The sequence below is a fragment of the Kitasatospora sp. NPDC059722 genome, from assembly GCF_042733235.1.
Taxonomy (GTDB): domain Bacteria; phylum Actinomycetota; class Actinomycetes; order Streptomycetales; family Streptomycetaceae; genus Kitasatospora.
On record NZ_JBHWGD010000017.1, the window covers coordinates 10,599 to 29,619 of the forward strand.

Consider the following 19,021-nt stretch of genomic DNA (forward strand, 5'->3'; position numbering starts at 1 on the left):
GGCCGGGGCGGCGCCCGGGGATGCCCGCGGCCCCGCGGGTGGTTCCCTGAGGCCTATGCGCAGGGGTCGATCTGGGCAGGGTGCCGCGGTGGAGCGGGAGGGCGGAGTGGGAAGTCGGCCGGGCCGACTTCCCACTCGGGTGCGTTATGCCGTGCCGAGGTGGCGGCTCAGGAAGAGGGCCGGGTCCTCGAAGGCGGGGACGTCGCCGTGGCCGCCGGGGTTGGCGTGCAGGGTCTTCTCCTTGGAGGCGAAGGCGTCGAACAGGCCCAGGGCCAGCTCGCGCGGGACCTCGGCGTCGTCCCACTGGAGCAGGAACTCCACCGGGACGGTCACCTGCCGGGCCGCCGCCAGCAGTTCTTCGTGCGGGATGAACCCGCCGCCGAAGATCGCGGCCCGGATCCTCGGCTCGGCGGCCGCCAGCGGGATGCCGATCGCCGTGCCGAGGGTGATGCCGCCGCCGTAGCCGATCGGCGCGTCGGGGCCGATCTCGGGCAGCCGCTGGAGGGCGTCGAGCGTGGCCCGCCATTCCGGGACGGCGAGTTCGGCGAGGTGGGTGCCGTAGGCGGCGACGATCGGGCCCAGCGGCTCGCCGTCCTGGCGGGCCCGGATCATGTCGGCCCGGGCCCGGTCGTCGACGGCCGTGCGGGGACGCTCCCCGTGACCGGGCGCGTCGATGGCCACGACCGTGTACCCGCAGGTCCGCACGAGGTGCCGGGCGCGGTCGGCCTGGGCCGGGGTCTTCTTGTGCAGTCCGCCGCCGTGGCCCATCAGGACCAGCGGGGCCTGCCGGCAGCCGGCGTCGGGCGACCACAGGACGCCGGGGACCTCACCGAGGAGGAAGTCGCGCTCGCGGACACCGGCGGAGGCGGTGTCGGAAATGAAGTGGAGAGAGGACATAGGAATCACCTTCCGGGACATGCGTCGTTCTCGGCGCTCCCGGCGAAAGACCTATGCCGTGACGGGGAGAGGGAGCACCCACGTGGTTACTGCGTTCACGGGGCCCACCTCCTGACGTGCGGTCACGGTTACGGGAGGGGATGCTAGCAGTCCCCACGGGGCTGCGCGCAACCGTTCCTATTCAGTGAGCAGGAGTGGGTCTTGGACCCACGGTTGATCACTGCGTGCATCCCGAACGGTGTTGGATGCCCGGCTGGTCGCCCGCGTTCTCGTTGTCCCCGTCCGGCTGCGTGCATCGTGTGCACGGTCCGTGGCGGGGTGGCGGGTTTCCTCGCGTCCCCGGATGCCCGAGGGGGCCTGGACGGTCCGATGCCCGCGACGATCACTCCGGTCGTCGTGGGGCGGTGCCGTCCGTCGCCGGATCGGGTGTCCGAGGGCGCGTCGTCCGATCGCGATGCTCGCGGCATCGTGCCGGGTCGTCTTACGGGTGGGCGTCGCGAGCGGCTTCTGCCAGTGCTGGGCGCCCCACCGGGAGGTGTAGGCGGGGTCCACGGCGATGATGGCCAGGTCCAGCGCTGCGGCCATGGAGACGAGCCGGGCACGGAGTCTGCCGGTGGGAATACCCGAGATGAGCTGCCGGAAGCGCTTGCGGTGTCCGTGCTTCTCGCGGGTGGTCTCGGCGGTGAAGTCCAGGTTCTCCAGGCCGATCGCCGTGACGCCGCAGCGCTTGGCCCAGTGGAGGAGTTGGGTGATGGCGTGCCGGATCTGGGCGTCGCGGTGGGTGGCCGTGCCCGTCAGGTCGTAGGGGAACCGCTGGGGCTCGCCGACCGGGTTGCCGTGCGTATCGAGGTGCCAGCAGGCGAAGTGGTCGGCGTTGGTGTCCACGCCGACCATCCCGGCCGCGCGGGCGGTGGCCAGCGGCATCGTCCGCACAACGGGCCGGGTCCAGGAGGCGTCGAGGTACCAGCGGCCACGGTCCACGTCCAGGTGGATGGGGTATGCCACCGCCCGGTTGGCCTCGATGCGGTCGGCCCACTCGGTGCCCCGGTGCGGGAATGTCACCTTCGCGGCGAGGACGTACCGGCCGCTCCTCGCGTTCGCCAGGCCGGCGAGCGGGGCGGGCAGCCTGATCGACACCTTGCCGTCGGGGGTGACGCGGATCGTCTCGTTGCCGAACCGCTTGCCGGACTCGCCATCGGCGGCGAGGAACCAGCGGGCCGCTTCCCACTTCTCCCGCCACCGGGCTTCGGTCAGATTCGCGGCGTCGAGGTTGTGCCGGGTGTTGAGCAGCTTCCGGCCGCCGCGCACCACGTGCACGATGCCGTTGTCGCGGTCGGCGGCGACAGCCGCGCGTCGCTCCTCAAGGATGTGCAGACGCCGGGCCTTGACGAACCACTCGTGCCGGGAACGGTATCCGCCCGGCGCACGCCCGGTGCCCTTCTCCCCGATCGGCAGGGACAGCCGGTGGGAGATCGTCCTGATCCCGGCGTCCAGGGAGTCCACGTGCGCGGCCTGCCCGCGACGCGACAACGCCCACTGGTCGTGCGTGGCCTTGGTGACGCTCCCGGCCCAGCGCGACGACGACACACCGGTCAGATCCCGCTTACGGGCCGCCCACGTGGTCGCCGAGTGGTCCAGGCCGTCGGCGCACCGGGCCTTGAGGTCACGCGACGCCAGCGAACCGAGGTGCTCGCCGACCAGCCGCAGCACCTTCTCGTCCTCGGGCGTGAGGCCCTTGAGACGGTCACGGACCGTCACACCCGACGGGCCAAGGGAAACGAACGGCGCGTCGATCCGCCGCAGCGGCTTCCCCGGCCCAGTCACGCCAACCCCCTCTCCGTCAGTACCACCACCCTGGCAGACGCCACCGACAGTCGCTTCACCGATCCAACAAGCCATGATCGAAAACAAACTCACGGACACCCATGCGCACGAAAACGACCTCGACCCCCAGCAGTTCACAACCCCTTTTCCTTCCCACGGGATGTCGCCGTGAGCACGCACTGCGAGCCGGTCTTCACCTGCTGCTTCTTGGAGGACGACACCCCCGAACCGGCCCTGGACACCCTGCGCCGGCACCCGCGGAACCCGCGGCACACGGCTGAGACGAACGGGCGGCCGCCGTCAGCCCAGGACGGCCAGCACGTCCCGCTCGCTCCAGTGACCGGCCGCGCCCGGGCGGGTGGCGAGGTAGGCGGCGCAGCGGCGGGCGCTCCAGGCGTGGGACTGCGCGAGTCCGGCGGCCAGGGTGCGCAGGTAGGGCGCGGTGGGCGGGTTGAGGCGGGCGGCGGCCAGGCCGCCGGGGGCGGTGAAGGTGAGCAGGGGCAGGCCGTCGAGCGTGCCGGTGCGCAGCAGGGTCTCGTAGCGGCCGGGGCCGGTGCGGTCGCGGCCGTGGGTGAGGACGCGGGTGAGGTCGAGGCGGGTTCCGGGGGAGCGGTGCATCTCCTGCGCGGCGACGTCGCCGAACTGGCCGTCCGACAGCAGGTACGCGCGGCAGGGGACGCGGCCCTCGGCGTCCGGGTCGGGGAAGTCGGGGTCGGGGAAGTCCGGGTCGTAGAAGGAGACGCCGCCGCCCCAGGTCGGGGAGTGCCAGGCGAAGTACATCGTCCCGGGCAGGGTCACCGCGGCGTCGCGCCGCGGCGGGCGCGGGTCGCGGCATCCGGGGTAGTGGCGTGCGCCGCCCTCGGGGCGCCCGCCGGCGAGGTAGCAGGCCATGCGGGCGGCGTCCAGGTTCGACCCGTACGCCGCGTACCAGACCAGGCTCACGGACGACGACGCTAGCAAGGGCGGCCGGGAGAAGCGGGGAGGCGGGGAGGTCCGGGGGAGTGCGAGGGGCGGGGGAGGTCCGGGGACGCCCGGTGGGGAGTTCGGGGGGATGTCCGGGAGATCGTCCTGGGCCGGTCCACGGCGTCCCCGGCACCTCCTACGTCGAATGCGTGTACGTCCCGTCGCCAGCCCCCGCGTTTCCCTCACCAACCCCTCACCCGGGCCCCGGGGGCCGCCCCCGGTGCGTTCCCGAAGAGTCCGCCCAGGTCAACGCCGCCGTCACGGTGTGTCGTCCGGGTGAACGGTTCGCACACCCCCGCGGAGGCGGTGTCCCCGCCGCAGCCGGTAGCGTTCCGGTCGCATGGCGTTCATCACTCCCATCCCTCCCGTCACGGCGCCGTCCTCCCGCAGCCGCTACCCTTCACCAGCGAAAACACCCCATAAAGACCGAAATCACATTCGAATCGTTCCCCTGCCGTCCCGTGCGGCACAGATCGTGAGAATTTCCTTTGACCACGCTCCATCTGCATCCGCAGGACTCCCCACCGAGTCATGGTGAAAGAACGTGCTTCCACGGGCGTCACCCCGAGTGACGCCCGTGCGCGTTCGCACCCGCCCACCCCGCGGGTGACGCCGCACCCGAGCCAACAGACCTGACCCAGGAACCGGAGCCGAGGAAACCACCCCCCATGGACGCACGCCAGGACACGGCCGGCCCAGGCACGCTGCACCGCCCCCACCCCGGGTACGCGGCCGCCTGGCCGGTGGCCCAGCCCGCCCACCCGCGCAGCCTGCTCGACATCATCGCCGCCACCGCGGACGCTCACCCCCACGCGCCCGCCCTGGACACCGGCACCCGGGTGCTCGACTACCGCACCCTCCTGCAGGAGGTCGACGCCCTCGCCGGCACCCTGGCCGGCCACGGCATCGGATGCGGCGACCGCGTCGGCGTGCGCATCCCCTCCGGCACCGCCGACCTGTACGTCGCCGTCCTCGCCGTCCTGCGCTGCGGCGCCGCCTACGTGCCGGTGGACGCCGACGACCCCGACGAGCGCGCCGCCATGATCTGGCAGGACGCCCAGGTGTGCGCCGTCATCGGCGCCGGCCACCAGCTGAGCGCCGGTCCCCAGGCCCGCCCGTCGGGCCGCCCCGCCTGGCCCTCGCCCGCCGACGACGCCTGGATCATCTTCACCTCCGGCACCACCGGCCGGCCCAAGGGCGTCGCCGTCACCCACCGCAGCGCCGCCGCGTTCGTCGACGCCGAGGCCCGCCTGTTCCTCCAGCAGCGGCCGCTGGCCCCCGGCGACCGCGTCCTGGCCGGCCTGTCGGTGGCCTTCGACGCCTCCTGCGAGGAGATGTGGATCGCCTGGCGCCACGGCGCCTGCCTGGTGCCCGCCCCCCGCTCCCTCGTCAAGGCCGGCACCGACCTCGGCCCCTGGCTCGTCGAGCGCCGCATCACCGCCGTCTCCACCGTCCCCACCCTGCTCGCCCTGTGGCCCCAGGAGTGCCTGGACGCGGTGCGCCTGATCATCGTCGGCGGCGAGGCCTGCCCCGCCGAACTCGTCGAGCGCCTGGCCACCCCCGGACGCGAGTTCTGGAACACCTACGGTCCCACCGAGACCACCGTCGTCGCCACCGCCGCCCGCATGCTGCCCGGCCAGCCCGTGCGCATCGGCGCCCCCCTGGACGGCTGGGAGATCGCCGTCGTCGACCAGAACGGCCACCCCGTGCCCTGGTACGAGACCGGCGAACTGCTCATCACCGGCGTCGGCACCGCCCGCTACCTCGACCCCGCCAAGGACGCCGAGAAGTTCAGCCCCCACCCCGTCTTCGCCTCCCCGCGCGTCTACCGCAGCGGCGACCTCGTGCGCAACGACCCCGAAGGCCTCGTCTTCGTCGGCCGCGCCGACGACCAGGTCAAGCTCGGCGGCCGGCGCATCGAACTCGGCGAGATCGACGCCGCCCTCCAGGCCCTGCCCGACGTGCGCGCCGCGGCCGCCGCCGTCCGCAAGACCCCCGCGGGCGCCGACCTGCTGGTCGGCTACCTCGTCGCCCGCCCCGGCACCCACCCCGACCTCGCCGCCGCCCGCCAGCTGCTGCTGGAGCGCCTGCCCGCCCCGCTCGTGCCGGTCCTCGCCCTCGTCGAGTCCCTGCCCACCAAGACCTCAGGCAAGGTCGACCGCAACGCCCTGCCCTGGCCGCTGGCCACCACCGGCCGCCAGGACGCCGCGGCCGCCGGCCCCCTGGAGGGCACCGCCGGCTGGCTCGCCGGCCACTGGGAGGCCCTGCTCGGCATGGCCCCCGGCGCCGGCGACGACTTCTTCGCCCTCGGCGGCTCCAGCCTCACCGCCGCCCGCCTCGTCTCCGAACTGCGCACCCGCTACCCCGGCGTGTCCGTCGCCGACCTCTACGCCCACCCCGGCCTGAGCGCGATGGCCGCCCACCTCGACTCCCTCGCACCGCCGCACACTGGCGCCCGCACCCCCGAGGCCCCCGCGCCCCGCCGGCGCGACGTGCGCCGCACCCCCGCCAGCGCCGGCCTGTGGCAGACCATCGCCCTGTTCGGCCTCTTCACCCTCGCCGGCCTGCGCTGGGTCCTGGTCCTCACCGCCCTCGACAACCTCACCGGCGCCCACCTGCCCTGGGCCCCCCACTCCTCCTGGTGGCCCGTCCTCGCCGGCCTCCTCCTCTTCTACAGCGCCCCCGGCCGCACCCTGCTCGCCGCCGCGAGCGCCCGCGTCATCACCGCCGGCATCCGCCCCGGCAGCCACCCCCGCGGCGGCCACGTCCACCTGCGCCTGTGGCTCGCCGAACGCACCGTCGCCCTCTTCGGCGTCGGCGCCCTGCCCGGCACCCCCTGGGCCGCCCGCTACGCGCGCGCCCTGGGCTGCCGCGTCGGCAAGGACGTCCACCTGCACACCCTGCCCCCCGTCACCGGCCTCGCCCGCATCGGCACCGGCGCCGTCCTCGAATCCGAGGCCGACATCGCCGGCTGGTGGCTGGACGGCGACATCCTCCACCTCGGCCACGTCGAGATCGGCGAAGGCGCCCGCGTCGCCACCCGCTCCACCCTCATGCCCGGCGCCCGCATCGGCGCCGGCGCCGACATCGCCCCCGGCTCCTGCGTCACCGGTACCGTCCCCGCCCGCGAACACTGGCACGGCTCCCCGGCCCGCCCCGCCCCCGAGGCACCCGCCGGCTGGCCCGCCCACCCCGCCCCGCGCGCACGCTCGCGCGCCTGGAACCTCGCCTACGGCACCGGCCTGACCCTCTTCGGCCTCCTGCCGCTGATCGCCGCCGCCCCGGCCCTCGCGATCATCTACCCGATGATCGACGCCGACCGCACCCTGGGCCAGGCCATCCTCCAGCTCCTGCCCCTCACCATCCCCCTGACCGTCCTCACCCTCTTCTGCCACGCCACGCTCATAGTCCTGGCCGTGCGCCTGTTCTCCCGCCCCCTGCGCCCCGGCCACCACCCCGCCCACGGCAAGGTCGCCTTCTGCGCCTGGGCCGTCCACCGCCTCACCGACACCGCCCGCCGCACCCTCTTCCCCCTCTACGCCAGCCTCTTCACCCCGCTGTGGCTGCGCCTGCTCGGGGCGAAGATCGGCCGGCGCGTCGAGGCCTCCACGGTCCTGTCCCTGCCCGGCCTCATGCGCGTGGACGACGGCGCCTTCCTCGCCGACGACACCCTCGTCGCCCCCTACGAGGTCCGCGCCGGCTGGCTGCACCTGGGCCCCGCCCAGGTCGGCAAGCGCTCCTTCGTCGGCAACTCCGGCATCGTCGGCCCCGGGCGCCACCTGCCCGACAACTCCCTCGTCGGCGTCCTGTCCGACACCCCCGCCCACGCCCCCGAGGGCTCCTCCTGGCTCGGGCGCCCCGCCTTCGCGCTGCCCCGCGTCGCCGACACCGGCGGCGAGGCCCGCACCTACGACCCGCCCCGGCGCCTGATGTGGGCGCGCGCCGGCGTCGAGCTGTGCCGCCTGCTGCCGATCGTCCTGGCCGTCGTCCTCGGCGACTTCGTCCTCGCCGCCTTCCAGGAGATCCGCGACGACTACGGCGTGCCCACCGCCATCGCCACCGGCGGACTGGTCCTCGCCCTGGCCGCCGTCATCGCCTGCGCGCTGACCACCGCCGCCAAGTGGCTGCTCGTGGGCCGCTTCCGCACCGACGAGCACCCCCTGTGGTCCTCCTTCGTGTGGCGCAACGAGCTCTACGACACCTTCGTCGAGGAACTCGCCATGCCCTTCGGCGGCTCCAGCATCACCGGCACCCCCTACCTCAACCTGTGGCTGCGCAGCCTGGGCGCGCGCATCGGGCGCGGCGTGTGGTGCGAGACCCACTGGCTGCCCGAGAGCGACCTCGTCACCGTCGAGGCCGGCGCCAGCGTCAACCGCGGCACCGTCCTGCAGACCCACCTCTTCCACGACCGCGTCATGCGCCTGGGCACCGTCCACCTCGGCGCCGGCTCCACCACCGGGCCGCACTCCATCGTGCTGCTCAACTCCGCCCTGGGCGAGGGCAGCACCGTCGGCCCGGCCTCCCTGGTCATGCGCGGCGAGAACGTCCCCGGCTCCACCCGCTGGCTCGGCAACCCCGTCGCCGCCTGGAACGCCGACCCCACCCCGCCCGCCGGCCGCCGCGCCGGCCGGGGAAGGCGCCGCGCCACGGTGTGACGCGAGTCACGTGCGTGAAGCGATGAGTGCGCGGTGCGATCACGGTCTTAACCCGTGAAACGCACCGCGCACCGCTTTGTGTGCCACCCCGGAAGGACACCGCACCATGACCGCCACCCCCGTGAAGGGCCCCGCCGCCTACTTCCCGTCGATCGAGAAGAAGTACGGCCGCCCCGTCGCCGAGTGGAAGGACCTCATCCGCACCTCCCCGCTCACCAGGCACATGGAGCTCGTCGCCTGGCTCAAGACCGAGCACGGCCTGGGCCACGGCCACGCCAACGCCCTCGTCGCCCACACCCTCGCCGAGAGCGCCGGCGCCTGAGCGGGCCTGAGCGGGCCCTGGAACGGCGGCGGGGCCGGGGCCGCCTCCGGCACGATCGGATGGAAGGCGGCCCCGGCCCCGGCACGGGCGGGCATCGACATTGGCGCCCGTGCGGTGGTGCCGGGACCCATTCGACAACTTCAACAGCTGTTGAAGTCAACCCCGGACTCTCCGTCAGGCCCGCGCGGGCGCCAGCCGTCCCGGCATCCGCCAGCCCTCCGCCAGGCGCGAGGGCGCAAGGCGCCGCCCGTCGCCGAAGAACTCGCAGAACTTCATGATCAGCGGGTCCCAGCCGACCGGGTCCACGTAGTGGTCGCTGCCGGGCACCAGCAGCCGCTCGTCCACGTGCGCGCGCACCACCTCCACCTCGAAGGCGGTGCACCGCTCGTTGCCCGCCAGCGGCGTGGCCGCCGCCAGCCGGCACTCCAGCTGCACCGGGCACTCCGCCGCGCGCGGCGCCCGCACCAGCTCCCCGGGCAGCTCGGTCAGCCCCGCCGCCTCGAACTTGCGCGGCTCGTAGCGGTAGCCCTGCTCCCGCCGGTACTCGGAGACGACCGGATTGCCGGTCAGCAGCGCCAGCCGGTCGACGGCGTCGACCATCGCCGACGAGGGCAGGTTGAGCACGCACTCGCCCTCGCGCAGCAGGTTCGCGGACGTCTGCGCGCTGTTGCCCAGCCCCAGCAGGCACGAGTGGCCCAGCCACCACGCGGACGACATCGGCGCCAGGTTCGCGCTGCCGTCCGCGTTGCGGGAGCCGATCAGCACCACCGGGGTGCCGAAGTAGAGGACCTTGAGATCGGTGACCTTGTGCATGCCCCCGACTCTGCCGCCGCCCCACCGCCCGCGCTGGCGGGGATCGGACACGGCGCTCGGGAGCCGCTAGAGGATGTCGCCGTGGGTGGCGACCATGCGGGCCTGGCCGTCGGTCAGGCGGTAGGACAGGCCCACCACGCCCACGCTGCCCTCGGCGACCTTCGCCGCCAGCACCTGCGAGCGCTCCAGCAGCAGGTCCACGCTCTGGCGGATGTGCTCGTCGACGATCGCGTCCGGGTCCTCGATGCCCGCCGCCCTGGCCGACACCACGCTCGACGTCACCCGCTCCACCACGTCGCGCACGAAACCGCCCGGCAGCCGGCCCTCGTCCACCGCGTCCAGGGCCGCCGCCACCGCGCCGCACGAGTCGTGGCCCAGCACGATCACCAGCGGGCAGTCCAGCACGCTCACCCCGTACTCGATGCTGCCCAGCACCTCGGGACCCGCCACGTGCCCCGCCGTGCGCACCACGAACAGGTCGCCCAGACCCTGGTCGAAGATGATCTCGGCCGCCAGGCGGGAGTCAGAGCAGCCGAACAGCACCGCGAACGGGCGCTGCGCCGGGGCGAGCGCGGCCCGGCGCCCGGCGTCCTGGTTGGGGTGCTCGGGGGAGCCGGCGACGAACCGGGCGTTGCCCTCCAGCAGCGTCTGCAGGGCGTGGCGGGGGCCGGATATCGGGGAGGAGATCATGCCAGCACCCTAGATCGCCCCCGCCCGCACCCGCAGGGCGGGGGCTGCGGCGCAGGCCGGCGGCCCGGGCGGCCCGCAGGTCAGCCTGCCGGCCGGCCCGTGGAGACGACCAGGCGCACCGTCGAACCGGCCGGGACCACGGCGCCGGCGGCCGGCCCGGTGGACACGACCCTCCCGGCGGGCACGTTCTCGTCCGCCACCTCCTGGACCTCCCCGCGCAGGTCGGCCTCCCGCAGCACCTCCATGGCCGCCTCCCGGGTGAAGCCCGTGAGCGCGGGGACCGTCACCGGTGGGCCCTGCCTGGTGGGCATGGACTCGGGCGGCTTGGCGAGCGGTGAGACGAGATAGGGGATGCCGTCGGACGGGGCGGCGGGGCCCGGAAGGTAGGGGGTCGGAAAGAGTTGCTTCGGGGTTGCCGGTGCTGCCGGGGTGGTCGCGGGCGGGGACGAGGGTGGCGGCGCGGACGGGGAGGCGGCCGGGGCCTGAGCCGCCGGGCGCCCCCCGGCGCCCGGCGCAGACGGGGAGGCGAACAGCAGCCCGCCCGCCACGACACCGGCCGCCACCGCGACGGCCACCGCCCCGGCCACGGCGGTGCGCCGGCGCGCGGTGCGCCGCACGATGGCGGCGGCGTCGACGGCGGGGACGGGGGCACGGTCGGCGAAATCGGTCATGGCGGCGAGCAGCTCCATCTCGAACTCGGGATCGGGGGGCGGCAGTCGGGTCATGGGGCACCTTCACGCGAAGTCGAGGCAACGGGCGGCGAGGAGAGGGGCGGGTCCTCCTGGCGGGGCAGGACCTCGCGCAGCCGGGCCAGCCCGCGCGCGAGTTGGGAGCGCACCGAACCCGGCGAGATGTCCAGCGCCTGCGCGATCTCCCGGTCGCCCAGGTCGTGCAGGTAGTACAGGACCACCACCGTGCGCATCCCCATCGGCAGCGTGTGCAGCGCCGCGACGAGTTCCTCGCGCAGCTCCACCGACCGGTAGGCGTCGCGCGGATCGGCCGGCTCCCCGTACCCGGACGGCGCCAGCGGCGCGGTGCGCTGGCCCGGGCGGTTCAGGCGCCGGTGGCGGTCGTTGGCCAGGTTGACCAGGATCCGCCGCACGTACGCCTCCGGCGCGTCCGAGGCGGCCACCTTCCGCCAGTGCCGGCACGCCCGCTCCAGCGTCTCCTGCACCAGGTCCTCCGCCGCGTGCGCGTCCCCCGTCAGCACGTACGCCGTGCGGAACAGCGCCCCCGACCGCTGCTCCACGAAAGCGGCGAAGCCGATCCCGGGAGCGGCCCTGCGCAGCCTCACCCCGTCGCCCCCGTTCTCCGTCGGCCTGTTGTCCTGGCATTGCGTCATGACTGCGCCGGGGCGTCTTCTGCTGCACGGCATAAAGCGAATGTGGCGCAGCTCACATCCCGTCGGCCGTGCCGGGGACGGGGGCAACCGGCGGGCCCCGTGCGGTGTCTTCGTCCCCGACGACGGGCGGGCGGTGACGGCCCGTCGCCCGTCCCGACGATCCGGGGGATCCGATGCGCCCGTGCTTGCTGCCGATGGTGGCCGTGTCCGCACTGCTGACGTCCTGCGGCGCCGGCACGACGGCCGCCGTGTCCGCCGCCGGGACGGCGAACTGCCGTGCCGCGGACCTGACGTGGACGCTCACCCTGCTCACCGCCGAGGGCACGACCGCGCCGGACCCGGCGAACGCCGAGCTCGCCGCCGTCAACTCCGGCACCCGGCCCTGCACCCTGGCCGGTTACCCGAAGCTGGAGTTCCACCGGGGCAAGGGACCGCAGGCCCGGGGGAGCGGCGAGGGCGGCCCGGCCGCGGTGACGCTCGGCACGGGCCGGGCGGCGGTGTTCGCGCTGCGCTGGCCCGGGACGGACGGCAAGGGCCCCGGCGGCACCTGCACCCCGCGGGTCACCACCGCCACCGCCACGGTGGCCGCCCCGGGCGGGGCCGCCGCCGTCCGCGTCCCGGTGACGGACCGCAGCGGCGAGCCGGCCGAGGCCACCGTCTGCGGCCCGGAGGTCCGCATGAGCCCGCCCGTCACCCGCTAGGTCAGGTGGCGGCGGGCAGGTGACGGCCCGCGGCGAGGGCGGCCACCGTGCGCAGCCGCCGGTAGTAGGCGGCGCAGTACTCCTCGTTGAGCCGGGGCACGATCGCGTCGAGGTCGGCGATGCACGCCCACAGCACGGCGGCGCCGTCGCCGTCGAGGCCGCCGTTCAGCTCCCGCAGGACGAGCCCGGCGACGTTCGCGTCGAGGAGGACCAGGTCCACGCCGTCGACGTCCACGCCGCGGAAGCTCTCGGGGAACGGCGTCTCCAGGTGCGCCTCCCACAGCCGGTCGAGCCGCTGCACGGGCGGCGGCGGCGGTGCGGGGCGCAGGAGCAGGCGGACGGCGTCGAAGACGGCGCGCACCGCGGCGACGGCCCGCTCGGGGCTGACGGCGCCGCTTGTCACGGCGCCCTGCGCGAGCCGCTCGCGCAGGCGTAGGGCGCACCGGAGTTCGGCGGCGAGCGGGGCGGGCAAAAGCCCCGCGGCGGCGGCCCGTTGGACCCGGACCCGCAACGGCTCGTCGGCGCGCTGTCGGGCACCACCAGGTCGCAGATCAGGGCCTGCATGCCCGCGTAGTGCGGGGCGACGCCCCACGAGCGCGGGTCGGGGGACGGGGTGGTCATCGGGGCAGTCTCGCCGGCGGCCTGAGGTGCCACCGGATTCGCCGGGCCAAGGGAGGATGGGGACATGACGACTCGTCCGCCCGTGCCCGTGGCCGCCCGTGACGCGCTGGAGGGGCTCGCCCTCGGGGACGCGTTCGGGGAGCGCTGGTTCCCGCTGTTCCGCACCGCCCCCGAGGCCTACCGGGACATCCGGGCGCGCCGCACGCCCGAGGAGTCGCCCTGGCACTGGACGGACGACACGGCGATGGCCCTGTCCGTCCACCGGGTCCTGACCGTGCACGGCACCGTCGACCAGGACGCCCTCGCCGCCGCCTTCGGCGCCACCTACCTCGCCGACGCCTACCGCGGCTACGGCGCCGGCATGCACCGCCTGCTGCCCGCCCTCGCCGGCGACCCGTCCTCCTGGCGCACCCGCACGCGCGAACTCTTCGACGGCCAGGGCAGCTTCGGCAACGGCGCCGCGATGCGGGTCGCGCCGCTGGGCGCGTGGTTCGCTGGCGACGCCGAGGAGGCCGCCCGGCAGGCGGCGCTGTCGGCCGAGGTCACCCACGCCCACCCCGAGGGCGTGGCCGGGGCGGTCGCGGTGGCCGTCGCCGCCTGCCTGGCCGCCGCCTCGCGCGGCGGCCCGGCCCCGGACGGCGAGGAGTTCCTGAAGCAGGTCCTGCGGCACACCCCCGCGGGCGAGGTCCGCAACACCCTGGCCCTGGCCTGCGCGGTGCGCCCCGACGCCCGGCCGTGGCGCGCCGCCGACCTGCTCGGCAACGGGCAGCGCGTCAGCGCCGCCGACACCGTCCCTTTCGCCCTGTGGTCGGCCGCCGCGCACCTCGACAGCCTCACCGACGCCTTGTGGAGCACGGCCGCGGGCCTCGGCGACGTCGACACCACCTGCGCCATCACCGCCGGCACGGTCGCCGCCCGCACCGGCCTCTGCGGCGCCGACCCGCTGTGGCTCCAGCGGCGCGAGGCGCTGCCCCGGTGGACGGCGCAGGGCTGACGCCCGGCCGGGCACAACGGGCGGACCCGCGTGCCGGGCGGTCGGCACAGCGGACGCCGTGATCACGGGGCCGGCTACGGTGGCCCGACCGTCCGGCGGACGGTCTCGAACTGGACCACCTCGATGCGTGGCGTGCCGTCCGCGTCCCGGGTCAGGCGGACCTTGTTCTCCACCAGCAGCCCGCCGGTCATCACGTAGGTGCCGTCCGGCAGGACGCCCAGGGGCATGGTCCGTGGGCCGAGGCGGAGGTTGAGGTCGGGGCCGTCCTGGGTGAGCCGGTAGCCGCCTTCGTAGAAGCCCAGGTGCGGCGCGGTGATCGTGGGGTCGGTCGGGCGGGTCCGGCCGCCGAGGGTGCGCAGGGCCTGGACGGCGGCCAGGTACTGGGCGTGGGCCTTGGCCGGGACCCCCTTGTTGAGGCCGAACCTTTCGCCGAGCAGCAGGTTGAGGACGTAGAGGTAGAAGAACGTGCCGGTCGGGGACGGGTTCATCGCGTTGAGCACGACCAGCCCGAGGTCGTGTTCCGGCAGGAAGCCGATGAATGAGGTGAAGCCGTCGATGCCGCCGTTGTGCCAGATCAGCGAGGTCCCGTCGCAGTACCGGTTGTGGATCCAGCCCATCGCGTACCCGGATTCGGTGACGTCGGGGTCGAGTTCCGGTGAGACGGGGACCGGGATGTGCGGTTTCCAGCACTCGGCGAGGTTCCCGGCCGACACCACCCGGTGGCCGTTCACGGAGACGCCGCGCCGCAGCTGCAAGCGGACGTAGGACGCCATGTCGTCGAGCGAGGCGAGGGTGCCGCCGGCGGGAGCGTAGCTGCCGACCGGCCCGTAGGCGAGCGGTGCGTTCGTGCCGGCGAGGTCGGGCCCGTGGCCCCGCATGAAGTCGGTGACCAGCCCGCGGGGGTCGTCGGCGATCCCGGCGCCGGCCATGCCGGCCGGCCCGTACACCCGCTCCCGCAGGTCGTCGGCGAACGCTGCGGTCAGTCCGTCTCCGGACACGCCCGAGCCGAGTAGCGGCAGGTAACCGGCGGCGGAGTACACGGTGTTGTTGTAGATGAACGTGGTGTCGGGAGGGGCCGCGACCGGGAGCGTGGCCAGGGACCGGAGCAGCTGGGGGGCTGTCGGGTCTCCTTCGTGGAGACCGGACAACGCCGGGGGCTCGTCGATCCCGGTCGCCATGCCCAGAAGGTCGCGGACCTTCAGGGTGCGTGTCAGCTCGTCGGTGGGTGCCCGGAAGCCCGGCCAGGCGTCGACGACCCGTTGGTCCCACGCCAGTCGTCCCTGGTCGACATGGGTTGCCACGAGCAGTGAGGTCATGGACTTGGTCGTCGAGGCGACCAGGAACCGTGTCGAGGGCGTGACCGGGGCGTCGGTCCCCGCCTCGCGTACGCCGAGCGGCAAGGTCAGCAGCACGCGGTCGCTGCTGACCACGGCCACTGCCGCGCCGACCAGGCCCATCGCGGCGAACTCGGCCTTCACCCGGTCGGCGAACGACTCCCATCCGTCGGCCGCACCCGCCGCACCCGCCGCACCGGCCACACCTGCCGTACCTGCCACACCTGCCGTACCTGCCGCACCCGCCGCTCGCGCCGACGACGGCCAGGAGCCCGGCCCGACCGCCAACCCGCCCGCCACCAGCGCCCGGAGCACCGTCCTGCGCGTCGACCCGGTCGATGTGACCGCAGCCGTGGAGCCGAGATCCAAGACTGTCCCTTTCGCCACCAGGGGCAGGAGGCTTCGGACAGCAGGGCCTCCCAGCCGCCTTATTACGGAAGCAGCAGCCCTCGGGGGCCCGCCGCCCCAGGCTAGTGACACCCCCGCAACGGCATCCCCGGGCACTCCGTCCCCGGCCGAGAACCTCACCCGATTGATCCGTTCAACCAGCGAGCCGGAGCACCCGGTCACCGTGGCTCGGCAGCGCCTTCGGGCGCTCGAAGGCGGCCGGGGCGGGCGGCCGTCCCGGACGGGGGGTCAGTTCCCGGGCCCGTCGGAGCGGCCCAGGCGTATGTAGGTGACCAGGGCCTGGACGAGCAGGGCCAGCGCCACCGCGGGGACCACCGGCCACGGCACCACGTGGGCCATCGCCAGGATGGTCAGGAGCAGCAGTGCCGGGAACAGTACCGGCAGCACGGAGATCACGGCGACGCGCACCCGCACGCGCCTGGGCATGGCGCTCATGCGTCACCCCGGCGGGCGAGGTCGAGGAAGTCGGCGAGGTCGCGCCACTGGTCGGCGGGGGCGTCACTCTGGCCGGAGACGGCGGCCGGGTCCTCGCGCCAGGCGCCGCGCACGGCGCCGGACAGGGCGCGGTCGCCGCCGGAGAACAGGGCGCCCAGTTCGTCGATGCGCCGCACGACGCGCTGGACCTCCTGGCCGGCCGGGTCGGCGCCGGCCTGACGCAGGGCCTCGGCGCGCCGGTAGAGCTGGGGCCACTCGATGTCGAGGTAGTAGTGGGCGGCGGGGCCGAGCGCGGCGGCGTGGTCGCGCAGGGCGTCGATCTGGTCGTCGTCGAGGTGGCGGCGCAGCGCGGGTTCGGTGCCGGGGGTGCCGGTGCCGCGCATGGCCTGCAGGACGCGGATGAGGGCGGCGGTGTCGGGGGTGCGTTCGGCGGCGAGTTCGCCGTGGATGTGGGCCAGGCGCTCGCGCAGCGCGGTCAGGGAGGCGAGGGCGGCGTCGATGCCGACGAGGTGTTCGCCGACCAGGCGCAGCGGGTCGATGCCGGCGTCCAGGCAGGTGGCGATGGTCTCCAGGCCGAGGCCGAGGCGGCGCAGCGCCAGGACGAGGTAGAGGCGCACCACGTCCTGTTCGGTGTACTCGCGGTGTCCGGAGGGGGTGCGGCGGGAGGGGCTGAGGAGGCCGATGTGGTCCCAGTGGTGCAGGGTGCGCACGGTCAGCCCGCTCGCTTCGGCGAGTGGGCCGACCTTCCACGTCTGTTCGGAGGTCATGGCGTAACGATGCCTCCTGACGTCGGGTGAGGTTCAAGCCCGCGGTGCCGACAGGATTGCGCGCAGGACGGTGAGCAGGTGGGTGTCGTCGGCGGGATCCGTCGGTGCCTGCCAGGCGATGTGGCCGTCGGGGCGCACGAGGACGGTGTGGTCCAGGGGTGCGGTGCGGACGGTGACGGGCAGGCCGGCGGCGGTGGCGGCCGCGGCCTGGCGCCGGCGGGCGCCGTCCGGGTGCGGGGTGAGGAGGGTGAAGCCGGGGCCGACGAGGTCGAGCGTGGAGCGGCCGTCGGGCAGGGGGCGGTGGGGCAGGCGGGCGCCGGGGCCGCCGTCGGGGTGGGTGCGCTCGGGGTCCACGGGCGGGCGCGCTTCGCCCTCGACGACGGCGGTGGAGCGGTAGGCGGCGGTGAGGAGCAGCTCGTCGTCGATGCGGTAGCTGGTGCGGGCGCGGGAGTTGGCGAGCGACAGCTCGGTGACGGCGAGGGCGACGGGGCGGCGCTCGTCCTGGTAGGTGTCCAGCAGCGTCCGGCCGGCCGTGCCGTCCAGGACGGCGGCGAGCTTCCAGGCGAGGTTGTCCGCGTCGCCGATGCCGGTGTTCATGCCGTGCCCGCCGGTGGGCGGCATCACGTGGGCGGCGTCGCCCGCCAGCAGGACGCGCGAGCGGCGGTAGGCGGTGGCGGTGCGGGCGTCGCAGCGCCAGGTCGTGGTGTCGCGGACGGTGACCGGCAGGTCCGCCAACCCGGCCGCGTCGCGCACCAGTCGGGCCAGGCGGTGGTGGTCCGCGCGCAGGGCGGCAACGTCGTCCTCGGCGGGGTCGTACGGGTGCTGGTAGATCCACTGCCGGTCGTTGTCGACGGCCAGGAAGCCGCCGCGGCCGGGGGCGGTGAGGAAGTACGAGGCGCTGGCCCGGTCGGCGACCACCGGCCCCAGCGGCGCCTCGAAGCGCACGCTCAGGAAGTGGCCCAGGCCCGTGAGCCCCTCCATGGCGATCCCGGCCCCGGCACGCACCGGGCTGGAGGCGCCGTCGCAGCCGACCAGCCACTGCGCCCGCACGGTGCGGCGCTCCCCGCTGTCGCGGTCCTCAAGGAGTGCGTCCACGCCGTCGCCGTCCTGGGTGAACGACACCAGGCGGGTGGCGAAGCGGACGGAGCCGGGGGCGAGTTGGCGGGCGCGGCGGGCCAGGATCGTCTCCAGCACGTCCTGCGGGCACAGCAGCCCGGGGGAGGGGGTGCGCTCGGCGTCCTCGCCGGCGGCGGGGGCGAGGCCGGTGCGCACGAAGTCCTGGTCGACGAGGTCGCGGCCGCGGTAGAAGTACACGTGCGAGGACGGCAGCCCGGCCCGGCGCACCTCCTCCTCCAGGCCCAGACGCCGCAGGACCTCCATCGAACGTGCCGACACGCCACGGGCCTTGGGGTGCAGCGAGGTGCCCGGGTGCGCCTCGACGAGCAGGTGCTCCACGCCGTACCCGGACAGCAGCAGCGACAGGGCCAGCCCGACCGGGCCCCCGCCGACCACCAGGACGGGCGTCGTCTCGGGGATGTGCATGCGGGGCCCTCGCTCTCTCGTAACGCTTAACTTGTTATTTTGACGTTACCATCGTGACGTGGAGAACGATCAAGCGAATAACCCCGAGGCCCCCGGCGACCCCCGGGACGACCGCCCCCGCGGCCTGTACTTCCTCACCGACCTCGCCAACGCCGTCCGCGACGACCCCGACCTGCCCGCCGCCGACCTCCGGGCCCTGCTCGCCCGCCACGGCGGCCCCGAGCTCATCCGCGCCGACGCCGACGCCCGCGAACTGCGCACCGCCACCGCCCACCTGACCCGCATCCTCGACCTCGACGACCAGGACGCCGCCGCCGACGCCATCAACGCCCTCCTCGACCGCCACCCGCCCCGCCCCCGCCTCGTGCGCCTGCCCGGCCGCCCCTGGGCCCTGCACACCCAGGCACCCCCTGACGCCGGCCCCACCCACTGGCTGCTGTCCACCGGCGCCCTCGCCCTCGGCCTGTGGCTCACCGAACGCGGCCGCTGCGCCTGGGGCCGCTGCGCCGCCGACGGCTGCGGCCGCTACTTCATCGACACCGGCCGCCGCACCCCCCGCCGCTTCTGCAGCCCGCGCTGCGCGACCCGGGTGCGCGTGGCCGCCCACCGCACGCGGCGCTCGGACGGCTGACGGCGGGCGGCGGGCGGCGGGCGGCCTTCGGGGGCTGGGGGCCGGGGCGGCCGGCGGACCGTGGGGTGGATAGCGCGCGGTG

Annotated in this window: 18 protein-coding genes; 5 read left to right on the forward strand and 13 right to left on the reverse strand. The window is 74.9% G+C overall.

Annotated features, from left to right (window positions below):
- Positions 1–144 precede the first annotated feature (144 nt).
- The 3 genes from ACFV4F_RS13800 to ACFV4F_RS13810 form a co-directional block, all read right to left on the reverse strand.
- The gene (locus tag ACFV4F_RS13800; RefSeq protein ID WP_380502257.1) at positions 145–897 is read right to left on the reverse strand and encodes a dienelactone hydrolase family protein; all 753 of its coding nucleotides are present in this window, start codon (positions 895–897) and stop codon (positions 145–147) included.
- Between the two features lie 177 nt (positions 898–1,074).
- Positions 1,075–2,721: an IS200/IS605 family accessory protein TnpB-related protein gene (locus ACFV4F_RS13805; RefSeq protein WP_380502258.1), complete on the reverse strand. Its 1,647-nt coding sequence runs from the start codon at positions 2,719–2,721 to the stop codon at positions 1,075–1,077.
- Between the two features lie 300 nt (positions 2,722–3,021).
- Positions 3,022–3,663: a histone deacetylase gene (locus tag ACFV4F_RS13810; protein WP_380502259.1), complete on the reverse strand. Its 642-nt coding sequence runs from the start codon at positions 3,661–3,663 to the stop codon at positions 3,022–3,024.
- Between the two features lie 689 nt (positions 3,664–4,352).
- On the opposite strand from ACFV4F_RS13810, the gene ACFV4F_RS13815 reads away from it, so the two are divergent.
- Positions 4,353–8,339, forward strand: a complete 3,987-nt coding sequence (locus ACFV4F_RS13815; protein ID WP_380441187.1) for a Pls/PosA family non-ribosomal peptide synthetase — start codon at positions 4,353–4,355, stop codon at positions 8,337–8,339.
- A gap of 106 nt (positions 8,340–8,445) precedes the next feature.
- Entirely contained in the window at positions 8,446–8,661 is a 216-nt protein-coding gene (locus ACFV4F_RS13820) for a DUF4287 domain-containing protein (protein ID WP_380502260.1), read from the forward strand.
- A gap of 174 nt (positions 8,662–8,835) precedes the next feature.
- Here the strand turns inward: ACFV4F_RS13820 and ACFV4F_RS13825 are convergent, their stop codons facing one another.
- The 4 genes from ACFV4F_RS13825 to ACFV4F_RS13840 form a co-directional block, all read right to left on the reverse strand.
- Positions 8,836–9,474: a flavin reductase family protein gene (locus ACFV4F_RS13825; RefSeq protein ID WP_380441193.1), complete on the reverse strand. Its 639-nt coding sequence runs from the start codon at positions 9,472–9,474 to the stop codon at positions 8,836–8,838.
- Between the two features lie 66 nt (positions 9,475–9,540).
- The gene (locus ACFV4F_RS13830) at positions 9,541–10,164 is read right to left on the reverse strand and encodes a carbonic anhydrase (RefSeq protein ID WP_380441195.1); all 624 of its coding nucleotides are present in this window, start codon (positions 10,162–10,164) and stop codon (positions 9,541–9,543) included.
- A gap of 80 nt (positions 10,165–10,244) precedes the next feature.
- On the reverse strand, positions 10,245–10,889 hold the full coding sequence (locus ACFV4F_RS13835; RefSeq protein WP_380502261.1) for a PASTA domain-containing protein: 645 nt from the start codon (positions 10,887–10,889) through the stop codon (positions 10,245–10,247).
- A complete protein-coding gene (locus ACFV4F_RS13840; protein ID WP_380441199.1) occupies positions 10,886–11,458 on the reverse strand; it encodes an RNA polymerase sigma factor in 573 nt (190 codons plus the stop codon). The genes ACFV4F_RS13835 and ACFV4F_RS13840 overlap by 4 nt, the downstream gene beginning before the upstream one ends.
- A 251-nt stretch (positions 11,459–11,709) precedes the next feature.
- Between ACFV4F_RS13840 and ACFV4F_RS13845 the strand changes: the two genes are divergently transcribed.
- Positions 11,710–12,207: a DUF4232 domain-containing protein gene (locus tag ACFV4F_RS13845; RefSeq protein ID WP_380502262.1), complete on the forward strand. Its 498-nt coding sequence runs from the start codon at positions 11,710–11,712 to the stop codon at positions 12,205–12,207.
- A gap of 1 nt (position 12,208) precedes the next feature.
- Here the strand turns inward: ACFV4F_RS13845 and ACFV4F_RS13850 are convergent, their stop codons facing one another.
- The gene (locus ACFV4F_RS13850) at positions 12,209–12,610 is read right to left on the reverse strand and encodes a hypothetical protein (RefSeq protein WP_380502263.1); all 402 of its coding nucleotides are present in this window, start codon (positions 12,608–12,610) and stop codon (positions 12,209–12,211) included.
- Positions 12,607–12,828, reverse strand: a complete 222-nt coding sequence (locus tag ACFV4F_RS13855; protein ID WP_380502264.1) for a hypothetical protein — start codon at positions 12,826–12,828, stop codon at positions 12,607–12,609. The genes ACFV4F_RS13850 and ACFV4F_RS13855 overlap by 4 nt, the downstream gene beginning before the upstream one ends.
- Before the next feature lie 64 nt (positions 12,829–12,892).
- Here ACFV4F_RS13855 and ACFV4F_RS13860 point away from each other — a divergent pair, with 64 nt between their 5' ends.
- The gene (locus ACFV4F_RS13860) at positions 12,893–13,822 is read left to right on the forward strand and encodes an ADP-ribosylglycohydrolase family protein (protein ID WP_380502265.1); all 930 of its coding nucleotides are present in this window, start codon (positions 12,893–12,895) and stop codon (positions 13,820–13,822) included.
- A 74-nt stretch (positions 13,823–13,896) separates the two neighbouring features.
- Here ACFV4F_RS13860 and ACFV4F_RS13865 read toward each other — a convergent pair whose 3' ends face one another.
- From ACFV4F_RS13865 to ACFV4F_RS13880, 4 genes are all read right to left on the reverse strand, one after another.
- Positions 13,897–15,378, reverse strand: a complete 1,482-nt coding sequence (locus ACFV4F_RS13865; protein ID WP_380502267.1) for a serine hydrolase domain-containing protein — start codon at positions 15,376–15,378, stop codon at positions 13,897–13,899.
- 414 nt (positions 15,379–15,792) lie between these two features.
- Positions 15,793–15,999, reverse strand: a complete 207-nt coding sequence (locus ACFV4F_RS13870; protein WP_380441319.1) for a hypothetical protein — start codon at positions 15,997–15,999, stop codon at positions 15,793–15,795.
- Positions 15,996–16,766 carry a MerR family transcriptional regulator gene (locus tag ACFV4F_RS13875; protein WP_380502269.1) on the reverse strand — a complete coding sequence of 257 codons (771 nt, stop codon included), beginning with the start codon at positions 16,764–16,766 and terminating at the stop codon, positions 15,996–15,998. The genes ACFV4F_RS13870 and ACFV4F_RS13875 overlap by 4 nt, the downstream gene beginning before the upstream one ends.
- 33 nt (positions 16,767–16,799) lie before the next feature.
- Positions 16,800–18,308, reverse strand: a complete 1,509-nt coding sequence (locus tag ACFV4F_RS13880) for an FAD-dependent monooxygenase (RefSeq protein ID WP_380502271.1) — start codon at positions 18,306–18,308, stop codon at positions 16,800–16,802.
- Between the two features lie 58 nt (positions 18,309–18,366).
- Here ACFV4F_RS13880 and ACFV4F_RS13885 point away from each other — a divergent pair, with 58 nt between their 5' ends.
- A complete protein-coding gene (locus ACFV4F_RS13885) occupies positions 18,367–18,939 on the forward strand; it encodes a CGNR zinc finger domain-containing protein (RefSeq protein ID WP_380502273.1) in 573 nt (190 codons plus the stop codon).
- Positions 18,940–19,021: the final 82 nt, after the last annotated feature.